The sequence below is a fragment of the Alteromonas sp. KUL106 genome (assembly GCF_009811415.1).
Lineage (GTDB): Bacteria > Pseudomonadota > Gammaproteobacteria > Enterobacterales > Alteromonadaceae > Alteromonas.
Genome location: NZ_BLIG01000031.1, coordinates 20539 through 33019 on the forward strand (window position 1 = coordinate 20539; position 12481 = coordinate 33019).

The 12481-nt window shown below is 46.1% G+C and carries 13 protein-coding genes; 4 read left to right on the forward strand and 9 right to left on the reverse strand.

The genetic code is table 11. The features are described from left to right. The first annotated feature begins 85 nt into the window (after positions 1 to 85). Positions 86 to 1720, forward strand: a complete 1635-nt coding sequence (panP, locus tag GVO63_RS11635) for a pyridoxal-dependent aspartate 1-decarboxylase PanP (protein WP_159492878.1) — start codon at positions 86 to 88, stop codon at positions 1718 to 1720. A gap of 169 nt (positions 1721 to 1889) precedes the next feature. Here the strand turns inward: panP and panC are convergent, their stop codons facing one another. From panC to sfsA, 7 genes are all read right to left on the reverse strand, one after another. Further along, entirely contained in the window at positions 1890 to 2738 is an 849-nt protein-coding gene (gene panC, locus GVO63_RS11640; RefSeq protein ID WP_159580032.1) for a pantoate--beta-alanine ligase, read from the reverse strand. Between the two features lie 11 nt (positions 2739 to 2749). Continuing rightward, a complete protein-coding gene (gene panB / locus GVO63_RS11645) occupies positions 2750 to 3544 on the reverse strand; it encodes a 3-methyl-2-oxobutanoate hydroxymethyltransferase (protein WP_159580034.1) in 795 nt (264 codons plus the stop codon). Positions 3545 to 3602: 58 nt separating this feature from the next. After that, a complete protein-coding gene (gene folK, locus GVO63_RS11650; RefSeq protein WP_159580036.1) occupies positions 3603 to 4100 on the reverse strand; it encodes a 2-amino-4-hydroxy-6-hydroxymethyldihydropteridine diphosphokinase in 498 nt (165 codons plus the stop codon). Further along, entirely contained in the window at positions 4093 to 5412 is a 1320-nt protein-coding gene (pcnB, locus tag GVO63_RS11655) for a polynucleotide adenylyltransferase PcnB (protein WP_159492882.1), read from the reverse strand. The genes folK and pcnB overlap by 8 nt, the downstream gene beginning before the upstream one ends. 98 nt (positions 5413 to 5510) lie before the next feature. Continuing rightward, positions 5511 to 6491: a tRNA glutamyl-Q(34) synthetase GluQRS gene (gene gluQRS / locus GVO63_RS11660; RefSeq protein WP_159580038.1), complete on the reverse strand. Its 981-nt coding sequence runs from the start codon at positions 6489 to 6491 to the stop codon at positions 5511 to 5513. 75 nt (positions 6492 to 6566) lie between these two features. Then, on the reverse strand, positions 6567 to 7016 hold the full coding sequence (gene dksA / locus GVO63_RS11665; protein ID WP_105932256.1) for an RNA polymerase-binding protein DksA: 450 nt from the start codon (positions 7014 to 7016) through the stop codon (positions 6567 to 6569). 221 nt (positions 7017 to 7237) lie between these two features. After that, positions 7238 to 7954 carry a DNA/RNA nuclease SfsA gene (gene sfsA, locus GVO63_RS11670; protein ID WP_159580040.1) on the reverse strand — a complete coding sequence of 239 codons (717 nt, stop codon included), beginning with the start codon at positions 7952 to 7954 and terminating at the stop codon, positions 7238 to 7240. 158 nt (positions 7955 to 8112) lie between these two features. On the opposite strand from sfsA, the gene pepB reads away from it, so the two are divergent. Continuing rightward, positions 8113 to 9396, forward strand: coding sequence for an aminopeptidase PepB (gene pepB, locus GVO63_RS11675; RefSeq protein ID WP_159580042.1), 1284 nt, complete (start codon positions 8113 to 8115; stop codon positions 9394 to 9396). A 301-nt stretch (positions 9397 to 9697) separates the two neighbouring features. Here the strand turns inward: pepB and GVO63_RS11680 are convergent, their stop codons facing one another. After that, the gene (locus tag GVO63_RS11680) at positions 9698 to 9880 is read right to left on the reverse strand and encodes a helix-turn-helix domain-containing protein (RefSeq protein WP_159492887.1); all 183 of its coding nucleotides are present in this window, start codon (positions 9878 to 9880) and stop codon (positions 9698 to 9700) included. A gap of 480 nt (positions 9881 to 10360) precedes the next feature. Here GVO63_RS11680 and GVO63_RS11685 point away from each other — a divergent pair, with 480 nt between their 5' ends. Further along, complete coding sequence (locus GVO63_RS11685) at positions 10361 to 10963, forward strand: YhgN family NAAT transporter (RefSeq protein ID WP_159492888.1); 603 nt, start codon at positions 10361 to 10363, stop codon at positions 10961 to 10963. A 3-nt stretch (positions 10964 to 10966) separates the two neighbouring features. After that, positions 10967 to 11545 (forward strand): YjaG family protein, encoded by a 579-nt coding sequence (locus tag GVO63_RS11690; protein WP_159492889.1) that lies wholly within the window; start codon positions 10967 to 10969, stop codon positions 11543 to 11545. 137 nt (positions 11546 to 11682) lie between these two features. Here GVO63_RS11690 and rsmD read toward each other — a convergent pair whose 3' ends face one another. Beyond that, a complete protein-coding gene (gene rsmD / locus GVO63_RS11695; protein ID WP_159580044.1) occupies positions 11683 to 12366 on the reverse strand; it encodes a 16S rRNA (guanine(966)-N(2))-methyltransferase RsmD in 684 nt (227 codons plus the stop codon). Positions 12367 to 12481: the final 115 nt, after the last annotated feature.

A 12481-nucleotide genomic window follows, 5' to 3' on the forward strand; every position in this document is an offset into this window, starting at 1 on the left:
CCGGTGTCCTACAAAACCGCCTGTTGATTTTGCCTGGTAAACCCAGTGCGAAATGTGTGAATGTTTTAAGTATGAGGTGTGTTGAGTGGGTGAAGCGCAAGTTAGTTTAGAGCACCTGTTTAGGGTCTTTACCAAACCTGAACACAAAGACTCAAAGCTGGCTCAAATTGAGCAGCATTTATCAGACAATATCTTAGATTTCTTGTCTCAGCATGTCGTGACAAAAAAGACATCGCTAGAAGAGATTGAAAAAGACTTCTCAGACTCAAAAGTACCTGAGTCACCTGAGTTTGTGTCGACGCATGCCGAAAGTTTACTAGATAAGCTGGTTGCTCACTCTGTTAATACTTATTCTCCTACTTTCATTGGTCATATGACCTCTGCGCTCCCCTATTTTCATTTGCCCCTTTCTAAACTGATGGTGGGGCTTAACCAGAACCTGGTGAAAATTGAAACGTCGAAAGCCTTTACGCCCTTAGAGCGTCAGGTGCTGGGTATGATGCATAACCTAGTGTACGACCAGCCCCAAAGCTTTTATGACGAACATCTGCACAGTGCTGCGCATTCGCTAGGTGCCTTCTGCTCTGGGGGAACTATTGCAAATATCACTGCACTTTGGGTTGCACGCAACAAGCTTCTTGGACCGCAAAAAGGGTTTTCTGGTGTAGCAAAAGCCGGCTTGGCCGCCGCGTATCGACATCTAAATATTAATAATTTAGGTGTAATGTGCTCTAAGCGTGGTCACTACTCGCTGTCTAAAGCGGTAGACGTATTGGGGTTAGGTCGTGAACAATTACTAACCATACCCGCTCCACGACAAACCTTAGATCCAGCGAAAGCTCTACGTATTGGTAAGCGTTATCATGATGAAGGCAATAAGCTACTCGCTATTGTTGGAGTAGGGGGCACGACCGAGACAGGTCACGTAGACCCTCTTGATGAGTTGGCAGATGTTGCTAAAGAGCTAGGCTGCTGGTTCCATGTGGACGCGGCTTGGGGCGGAGCCACACTATTTTCCTCACGCTATCGAGATAGACTGAAGGGGGTTGAGCGAGCAGACTCGGTCACCATCGATGCGCATAAGCAGATGTATGTGCCCATGGGCGCAGGTATGGCGCTATTTAAAGATCCGCAGCATGCCAATGCAGTAAGACATCACGCTCAGTATATTCTTCGGGCTGGTTCAAAAGATTTGGGAGCCACAACCTTGGAAGGTTCTCGTAACGGTATGGCCATGATGGTCTACTCGGCGCTGCACATCTTTGGCCGAAAAGGTTACGAGCTGCTCATCGACAGTAGTATCGATAAGGCGAAAGACTTTTCGCACATGATTGATAAAGCGCGTGACTTTGAGTTGACCACAACGCCAACTTTATCATTATTGACCTATCGCGTGTGCCCTGAAGAAGTGCAAGAAAGATTGAAGCACGCCGATGCCAAAACCCGTAACGCAATTAATGAAAAAATTGATGCCCTTGTTGTCGCAGTTCAAAAGCAACAGCGTGAAGCGGGTAAGTCATTTGTATCCCGTACTCGCTTAGAGGCACCCGATTACCCTTCTCAATGTATAACCGTGTTTCGCGTTGTACTGGCAAACCCGTTGACGAGCCACAACGATTTAGCGGCTATTTTAGCCGAGCAACATATGATTGCTAAAGAAACGCAGGCATGGAAAGACGTGATGGAATTTGTTCGTGAAACAGAGAAGGTTGCTTCTTAGCTAGGGCGCGTCGAGCACAAAAAAGTTAAATAAAAAACGCCCGGTATAGCAACAGCTATACCGGGCGTTTTTTTATTGTCAATTTAGACGGTGCTCAAAGATACGCATCAGCAGCAACACGAAAATAAGGTATTTAGACGTTGTGTTTCGCTACGTAGGTTAAGCATGCCTATCGACTAATCTGAAGGTTATCAATGAGACGGGTTTTACCCATAAACATCGCAACCAGCAAGACAAGGTCCTTGTCGCTTTCGTCGGCGGCCTTAAACGTATGCGCGTTGACTACCTGGCAATAATCTTTTTTAAAGCCCTTGGCTTCCAAGTTAGTCACCATCACCTTTTCCAACTCAGCAAAGTTAAGGTTACCATTTTCGATACTCGCCTTTATGCGCTGCATTTCTTCAAAAATAGCACTGGCGGTTATCTTCTCAGCCTCAGTCAGATACCCATTGCGTGAACTCATTGCCAACCCAGAGGTTTCCCGCTCGGTAGGTACGCCGTGCACGTTAACTGCCATCGATAAATCATGAGCAAGTGCGCGAATAACCTGTAGCTGCTGAAAATCTTTTTCGCCAAAAAAAGCATCGTCGGGCTGCACCATGTTAAATAGCTTGGTAACAACAGTCGCTACACCGCGAAAATGACCTGGGCGGCTTGCACCACAATGAGAATCTGAAATGCCTGGAACCTCAACAAAGGTCTGAACATCAAGACCGGCAGGGTACATTTCTGCGACACTAGGCAAAAATACCGCATCTGCGCCCACAGAGATAAGCTTGGCTTTATCTTCTTCAATGGTGCGTGGATAGGCGTCCAAGTCTTCATTGGCCCCAAACTGCATAGGGTTGACGAATATGCTGACGACAACTCTGTCGTTGTGCGCTTTTGCCTTTTTAACTAATTTAAGATGGCCATCGTGCAGGTTGCCCATCGTTGGCACAAAGCCTACGGTCTCACCATCACGTCGCCATTCATTAACGGTGCTGCGTAATGCTGAAATACTATCAACTACTTTCATAGATAACCTCGTTACTCGAAGCTGTGTTCTGCCGATGGAAATGCACCGCTTTGCACATCTTCAATGTACTTTGATACGGCTTTACGCATATCGCCTGTTTCTACTAAATAGTTTTTAGAGAATTTAGGCATATAGTTAGCGCTAATTCCAAACATGTCATGCATTACCAAAATTTGGCCATCTGTGTCTTTGCCCGCGCCAATCCCAATAACAGGAATCGTCAGAGCTTGGCTTACGGCCTTGCCTAGCGACGAGGGTACACATTCTAGTACGAGTAACTGGATGCCTGCTTCTTCTAATGCTTTTGCTTCACTCAGCAGTTTTTCTGCTTGGCTTGCTTCACGGCCTTGCACTTTAAAGCCGCCGAATACATGCACTGACTGAGGTGTTAAGCCTAAGTGACCGCACACAGGCACACCGCGCAGGTTTAAGCCCTTTATGGTGTCACATAACCAGCTTCCACCTTCCATCTTAACCATACTTGCACCTGCAGCCATTAATTTTGCTGCATTGGCATAGGTTTGTTCTGGGGTGGCGTAAGACATAAACGGCATGTCGGCTAAAACGAAAGCGCGTTCGGTGCCGCGACGCACACTTTTCGTATGGTAAGCAATGTCTTCGATGGTTACTGGCAGTGTATCGTCCTGCCCTTGGAGAACCATGCCTAGAGAATCACCAATGAGTAGCGCATCAACGCCTTGCTCGTCGAACATTTTGGCGAAGCTGGCATCGTAAGCGGTTAAAGATGTGATCTTTTCCCCGGCTTGCTTTTTCTTAAGCAAGCCCGAAACTGTTACTTTCTTCATGACATGTCTCAGATTGATATTTGTTGATATCGTGTGGCGAACTATACGGATTTTGCGGCTAATTGGAAGTGCGTAGGCGACGAAGTCCGTCTAGGGAACAGTTGGCTACCCAGGCTGATATAGGTTTGCCGTCGTGCATTACCATGTTGGGCGCAATTTCAAACAAGGGCACCATAACGAATTCACGCTCAGCCATACCGTAGTGGGGAATAATTAAGTCTGCGGTATCAATATTTTCGCTGCCATACAGTAAAATATCGAGGTCCAACGTACGTGGTCCCCAGCGTTCACCCTTGCGTTCGCGACCTTCTTCCAATTCGATACGCTGAAGCTGCTTTAATAGTCCGTGAGGCTTTAAAGATGTTTCAATCAAACAGACGGCATTGATATAGTCAGGTTGGTCTTTTGGACCCATTGGCTTGCTTGAGTATAGCGATGAGACTTTCAATACTCGTGTATCTTCAATCTCACCGATAGCGTTAAACGCACGCTGGGCTTTGCCCTGGCTGTCACCAAGGTTACTTCCTACACCGATGTACACTTGTTCTTTATGCATCAGGACCTCGTTTAGCCGGTTTACGCTTGCGCTTACGCGGCGCGCTCTTTGCTCCGCCTTCGCTCTTACGAAGGGCATTCAGCATGCCTTTCTGTTTGCCGTTGTCCGCGTGCTGGAAATGCGTCCACCACTGAGCCAGTTCAAGTAAGTCGCCGCCTTCTGTCTGACCTCGAACTAATAAAAAGTCATAGCCTGCTCTGAACTTAGGATGGGTAAGGAGTTGAAATGCGCGGCGTCCGAAACGTTTGGGTAACCGCTGCTGTAGAATCCATATGTCCCGAATTACGGTAGAGAAACGCTTCGGTATCATGATGCGCTGAGTTTGACGAGAAATTACTTCGCCAGAGGCAATATTGAAGGCGTCGTGAGCATTTAAGCCAGATTCACTCTGTAGGCGCTGCGACTGCTCTTCAACGGGATACCATAGTAATGCGGCATACAAAAACGCCGGCGTTACCCGCTGGTTACTATTAATACGCTCATCGGTATTTGCAAGCACGCGGCGTACAAACTGCATTTCTCTGCTATTTTTATCTTTTAAGAAAGGTGTTAGCTGCGGAAATAAGGGGTCGATCAAACCGTATTCGTGCAGCATCAAAAAAGTATCTTCGCCTTTGCCTGATAAAAACAGTTTGAGCGTTTCTTCAAATAGGCGCGCAGGCGGGATGTTCTGCAAGAGATTGGCGAGCGACTTAATCGGCGCTGCGGTTTTCGCTTCAATGCGCATGTTGAGCTTAGTGGCGAAACGTACGGCACGTAACATGCGAACCGGATCTTCACGATAGCGTGTTTCAGGGTCGCCGATGAGCTCAACTTCGCGTTTCTCGATGGCAGCTAACCCATTCGCAAAGTCTTTAACTGTGAAGTCAGCTACGCTGTAGTACATGGCATTAAATGTGAAATCACGACGTTCGGCATCTTCTTCAATAGTGCCAAATACATTGTCGCGCACGAGCTGGCCTTCGGCATCACGCTTGGCTAATGACTTGCCTTTGGGAAGATTTTCGTCTTCGTCTGATTCTTGGTGGTGCCCTCGGAAAGTCGCTACTTCAATAATTTCGCGGCCAAACACGATATGTGCCAGTCGAAAGCGTCTGCCGATAAGGCGGCAGTTTCTAAACAAACCTTTTATTTGTTCAGGTGTGGCATTGGTTACCACATCGAAGTCTTTAGGTTCATGCCCCATCAAAATATCGCGTACACAGCCTCCTACCAAATAGGATTCGAAGCCTGCTCCATTAAGGCGATACATTACTTTCAATGCATTTGCGCTTACGTCTTCGCGAGATATACCGTGCTCTCCACGGGTCATAGTCCTAGGCTTCAAGGCGTTAGGTGACGAACTCTCTTTCGAAAAAGCGCGCTTAACAGATTTAAAAACACGATGAATGATGATGGTATCTCCACATACTATAAAGGTTCGTTATAATAAGTTGATTCATGCTGTGGAACAATAATTTCGGGCGTTTTCACAACTTTTTTCCTGTTCCATAATGATATTGCCTCCGTTAGCACGGTGTTGACGTCGTCAAAGGCTGCCGCATTGGGAAAAGAAAAACCGAGGAAGTTCATCACTCGCACAATGTTTTCTATTGGCGTTTTATTATCCACTGGCGCAGCTCGATTTTGTTTACTTAGCTTCCTGCCTGGTGCAACAGCAGCAACAGGAATGTGACCATATTCAGGCGCATCATATCCCAACGCTTGATATACCGCGCGCTGCAAGGGAGTAACGTCAATCAGGTCGCAACCTCGAATTACATGGTTAACGTGTTGAAACACATCATCGAGAATAACGACAAGATTATACGAAAATAAGCCATCTCTGCGTTTGAGCACAACATCTTCTGCTTGTTGGCTACCGTAGATTGCCGGGTTTGTCAGAGCGTGATGTGAACCGTTTTGTACATGAACCGGCTGTGGCTCAACTACGCCCATAATAACATCGTTAAACGCCTCAAGCTGCGTATCAAGTTTTAACCTTATTGCACTATTTTCTTCATCAATAGCTAATAAGGTCGCGCTAGATTTATCGCGACATCGTCCGTCATAGACGCCACCCATCGCTTTAATTTGTTTTCTTGTGCACGTGCATCGATACGCGCGGCCCTCATTGATAAGTGCGTCGAGTACTGCTTGGTAGCGCGTGTGCTGCTGACTTTGATAAATCACCGCATCGTCCCAGTGCAGGCCATGCGCCTCTAGAGTAACGAGAATATCTTTGTCGATGCCGGCAATACAACGCGGTTCATCAATGTCTTCCATGCGCAGCAGCCATTTACCACCATGATGTTTAGCGTCGAGATAGCTGGCAACGGCAGTTACTAATGAACCGAAGTGAAGTTGACCTGAGGGGGAGGGAGCAAAGCGCCCTACATACGTATTATGCATAAAATAGAGGGTTAACAAAAAGCCCCATCTTTTCGGGATGAGGCTTTCGTTAACAACGTAATCGAGGCTTGTGAATTAACCTTGGAGTTGCTTTTCTTTGATTTCTGCCATCGTCTTACAGTCGATACACAAATCGGCAGTAGGACGGGCTTCTAAGCGGCGAATACCGATTTCGATACCACATGAATCGCAGAAACCGAAATCATCTGCTTCAATTCGCTTAAGCGTTTTTTCAATTTTCTTTATTAGCTTACGCTCACGATCACGTGTGCGTAACTCAAGACTAAATTCTTCTTCTTGAGCAGCGCGGTCTACCGGATCAGGGAAGTTTGCGGCTTCATCCTTCATGTGAGTTACCGTACGGTCAACTTCTTCGCGAAGTTGGTTACGCCATGCTTTTAGCAACAATCTGAAGTGCTCTAGCTGGGCATCGCCCATGTACTCTTCGTCAGCTTTAGGCTCGTACGGCTGCAAACCTGCCAGCGCTAATAGTCCTAGGGATTTTGTTTCTTTTCCTGTTGGCATGTGCCACATCTCCTACACTACGACATCCATCTTGTCCTGATTGGACCGATATCTATATCAGACTCGACAGCTTCAGGCAATCAATCGTGTCTATGTAATTATTATGCTGGTGTGTCATTTTTATCATTTAACCAGATGGCTTCCAGCAAACGTATTAGTGCGTTCTCCCACTAAAACAAGGCGCAAATATGAAGGCGAAATGAAAAAAATCAACCTATTTTTTATAAAATCAAGGGGAGTGTTTGATTTAATAGGATTTTTTGTTCATCTATTATACAGCTTGCAGCGACCACTGATACACCAGCGTTAGCGGCAATCTTTACGCTTTCAGCGTAGGTTGGATCAATATGCGTGGCTATTTGTACACTCTTAATCGCCGTGTGCTGGACACAAAACAGCAAGGTCGTTTTTACACCATTTTCAGCGAGACGGGCGAGCTCTAAGCAATGTTTAGCACCCCGTTGCGTTACAGCGTCTGGAAAGAAACCTTTATCACCATCTGCTAGGGTGACTGATTTTACTTCTACATATTCCGCTATCTCGTTTAGCTGCTCATCTTTACGTGTTAATCGAAAATCAAAGCGGCTGTTAGCTAAAGGTGGTGTTACTTCTGCTTTCCAAGAGGTTATATCAGAAAATTGTTCCAGGACCTTGTTATCTAATGCTTCTGCCACCAACTTATTAGCATTGTGCGTATTAATGCCGATGAAATGACCGTCGAAGGTTTTAGCAAGCTCCCATGTGTATTTTAGTTTTCGGCTAGGGTTAGTCGACTCGCTGAGAAATACGGTGTAACCAGGTTCGGCGCAGCCGGTCATAGCCCCAGTATTAGGGCAGTGTGCGGTTACGACAGAACCATTATCAAGCTCGACGTCGGCAAGAAAACGCTTGTATCTTTTTATCAGGGTGCCACGTAGTAAAGAAGGTGAAAACTTCATGTGCCGCCTTTGTTTGCAGAAAAATAGTTAAAGCTGCTTGAGTGAGCTGTCGCCTAAACTCATCAGCACAGCGTGCTAGGCACAAAAGAGTAACAAACATTTGCGTGAGCGCAAAAAGCGTTCACCAGTAAAACAACGAAGTATAAGGAAAAAACGCGATGGCAGAATTTACCGTTAGCCTTTCGAAAGACAGCGCAAATGCTGTTTGGGGCGAAAGTGCAAAGCTTTCTTTTAATGCATCAGGTGCAGTTATTCATCTGCCTGATGACAAGCTTAACGAGCGTTTAATTCAACAAGCGGCGAGAAAACTAGATGGTTTGAATTTGCCTTCAGTGACCTTGACAGGAGATTGGCATAAAGAGCAGCAGTGGGCATTTGCGTTAAGTTTCACACGAGCCCGTAAGCCTGCCTCAATTAAGTGGGCAGAAACCAATGATAAAGCGGCGCTAGAGCAAGAGTATGCCGCATTGCTTTTCACTCGTCAGTTAGTTAACGAAACACCAGAAGACTTAAGCCCTGAAACGCTAGCTACACGGGCGGCCCAATGGCTTAAGTCACTCGGTGGAGACAAGGTTTCTTACTCAATGACAGTAGGTGAAGCGCTCAAAGAACAAGGTTGGATTGGTATCTATAACGTAGGCCGCGGCAGTGAGCGCCCACCGGCGATGTTAGTATTAGACTACAACCCAACCGGTAATGAAGATGCCCCTGTCGACGCTGTACTTGTGGGCAAAGGCATTACCTTTGATAGTGGCGGTTACAGCATCAAGTCGAGTGAGGGCATGCTCGATATGAAATGCGACATGGGTGGAGCCGCTACGGTAACCGGCGCTTTAGGTTTAGCCATAACACAGGGTATTGAAAAACGAATTCAACTTATTCTTTGCTGTGCAGAAAACCTGATAAGCGGCCACGCTTATAAATTGGGCGACGTTTTGACGTACAAAAACGGTGTTTCGGTAGAAGTCGTTAATACCGATGCTGAAGGACGATTGGTGCTCGCTGATGGGTTAATGGCGGCTACGGAAACGGGAGCGCCATTAATTATTGATGCAGCAACGCTAACCGGTGCTGCTGTGGTGGCGCTTGGATCTGATTACCACGCGGTGTTTTCATTAGATGATAATGCGCGCGAACAAATGCTCAATGCTGCGAAAGAAGAAAACGAACGCTTTTGGCCCCTTCCTCTTGAGGATTTTCACGCCGAGCGCTGCCCGTCAGCATTCGCAGATACGGCGAATAGTAGACCGGTCAAAGGCGGCGGTGGCGGTGGTGCGTCAAATGCCGCAGGCTTCCTCTCGCGTTTTGTAAAACCTGAAGGCTGGGTGCATCTGGATTTAGCCGCGGCCTATCACGGCGGCGCGACATCTGAAATGCCGGTGGGGGCAACAGCGAAGGGGATCCGTTCTATCGCGAGAATGCTAAGAGACTTCAGTGCGTAAAGACTGCCTGAGCTAAACGTTGCAAACGGCTTCATGTACGCTGCTGTTGCACGTTGTCGTTCAGCTAAACACTATCTAAGGAAGGGGCGCAATGACAAATATCGCGCCCTTTTTATTATACCAATCTGCATAGATCGTTGCCCACTCAGAAGCTTGCCAGCCCTTCCCGAAGGGCGAGTTAAAAATGTTCGTACTCTTTGTTGTGTCACCTTGATGTAGAACCACTGTACCTGTGGTAACACGCCACGATTACGAACATTTTAAGTCTCGCTGAGCGGGTAATTGTCTATGCGGGCTGGTATTAAATGCCGCCCAAGCGTTCGGCGAGTTGTTTGTAGCGTTCAACGTCTGAGCTGTCGAAGAGTGGATTGCCATCAGTGTCTTTGTCTTTCGATACTAATAAACTCTCTCGCTCAAGGCGCTCAACCCTAACATCTTGAACGCCGAGAAAGGCTGCCACTTCTTTCACTGTCATTAAACTCATTGGTTTTTTCCTAGTTTTGATTATTGTTATTTAAGGCTTGTTAAGCCCTATCGTAAGGCAAATACTATTTTTATTCATTACACCAAAAGTACGTTTGCTATGACATTACCTAAACGGAGTAAATTTAAATTTTTAGGTGATTAATCTCATCGTACTTGAAAGTAAATAAAGCTTACATTTTTACAATGACTTCTTCGAAGGCGCACTAACACCAACGCTCTCACTTTATCTTATTTCTTAGTTAAGCGCATTTCGGCGAATTTTCGACTATTTTTTTGTGTTTTGCTCAACGTTATCCGTGCTCTGCCATCTAAAAGGAGGGAAGAAAGAGACCGGTGACGGGCAAAAGAGGTTTTTTACTTAGAGAGCTTGGTTTACCATTGCGCGCCAACCGAGGCAATCTTGAGTTATACTCGAAAGTTTACCCTTGATAATTTAACCAGTAATGGGCTTATGCTCAGTTCCGGAGACACGTAGAATATGGACACTTGGTCTGCTGCCATCATGCTCTTTTTGATCATGGATCCCCTTGGTAACCTGCCTGTGTTCATGTCGGTACTCAAATCCATTGAACCCAAGCGACGACAATTTATTCTTATCCGAGAATTATTATTTGCCTTAGGTATCCTGTTCCTTTTTCTTTTTAGCGGGCAATCGGTGCTTAACTTTCTGAACGTCGAGCAGGAAACGGTGAGTATCGCAGGTGGTATCATTCTATTTTTAATCGCACTTAAGATGATTTTTCCATCATCAGGCAGCACTAGCGGCTTAGCGGTAGGCGAAGAGCCGTTTCTTGTACCTCTTGCTATACCTATGATTGCAGGGCCTTCAACTCTGGCAGCGCTCATTTTACTTGCTAATCAGGCACCCGATAGAATGGTAGACTGGTCGATAGCGCTCGCGGCGTCATGGACCATAAGTGCTGTAATTCTCATGTTTTCAAACGTTTTCCATAAAATTTTAGGGGAGCGTGGTCTAGTTGCTATGGAACGATTAATGGGTATGATCCTTGTGATGATTGCCATCCAAATGCTTCTCGATGGCGTTACCAAATATTTCATGCATGCCACTGGAGCACTATAAAAAATGGTAAAGCAAAAGCTTAATACATTCGGACGGGTTCGCGCCTTAGAGGGCTGGAAAGCCATTGCATTTGGTGCTGCATTACTTGAGCGTATGTTGCCAAATTACGCTCTTTTTTGTGACTTAACAGACAGTGGTGATGCAGATGCGCTACGCAATTGTTTAAATTTAGTGTGGGAAACACTTAAGTCACCGAAAAGTAAATTTAACATTGCCGTGCAGCTTGAAAAGGTAGAGGTTGCTACCCCAGACACCCATGATTTTGATAATTATGGCGTATATCCAGCGATCGATGCTGCAATTGGGCTTGCCGGTTTACTGAACCTGATGGCTGGCGATGATCCGCAAGGTGCGGTTGTCATTAGTAAACTATCTCAGGGAAGCGTTGAAGCTTACTTGCTTGCTACCGAAGAAGCAGATGATGACACTGTCAAAGCACATCCGCTTATGGAGTTTGAAGTAGAAGTGCAACATGAGCTTCTTGATTATGTAGAGCAAGCAAAGTACCCGGCAAAAGCGGCCGATGAAATGAAAGCGCTGGCGTTAGAAGCCGGTATTTCTAATATCGGTCTTGAGCTGTAACCGCCCTGTGCTATCGCCTTTTTCTGGCTGTGAATAATACCAATGCAAATAACGGTGGTGCAATCCATGTGGGTATTTGTATGTTATTAAAAGGGAGCGTGTTGCTGCAAAACCGCATGCCTTAAAACATTCGAGGCTTACTCAACCTCAATTAGCATATAGCGTAACGCGCTTGTTTGCTTTTCTTTTATAATCTGCCAGCGGTCTGGTAAAGAGGGGGTTATCAAGCTACTTTCATGTTCCAGATACACAACGCTACCGCTTTGCACAATGTTATTTTCTTCAAGGGACGTGAGCGTAGGTGCCACCAACTCCCTCGCAAATGGTGGGTCGACAAAGACGATGTCGTAGGGAGTATGGTTAATACTGGTTAAAACACTCAATGCATCACCTTGATGAACGTGGGCAGATATCGACTCGTTTGACTTTAGTAGAGCGAGGTTACGTTCAAGCTGGGTTGCAGCCTGCCTATCGAGTTCGATAAAATCACAATGTGATGCATAGCGAGAGAGCGCTTCTAAACCTAACCCTCCCGAGCCTGCAAATACATCAAGACATCGAGCTTCATTAACGTACGGCATCAACCAATTGAACAAGGTTTCTTTGTTTCTGTCTGTGGTTGGCCTCAACCCTTCTGCATTAAGTACAGGCAACTTCCTTCCACGCCATTGACCACCAATAATACGTATTTGTCCTGTGGCGTTTGCGCCCTGGGTTTTCCCTGATTTTTTCTTATTTTGGGATGAATAAGGTTTTTTTGCAGAAGATGGTGCCCGAGTAGGGCGAGAAACTCGCTTCATAGTGGCTGACAATGGTATCATGCGTTCATACATTAGGCGGCAAGTGTAGCCGAATTTGCTCAGAATTTATAAGGATTTGTCCTAACGATGTCGAAACTTTTTGGCTGGTTCAGTAAGAACAAGAAAGCAGAGAAAC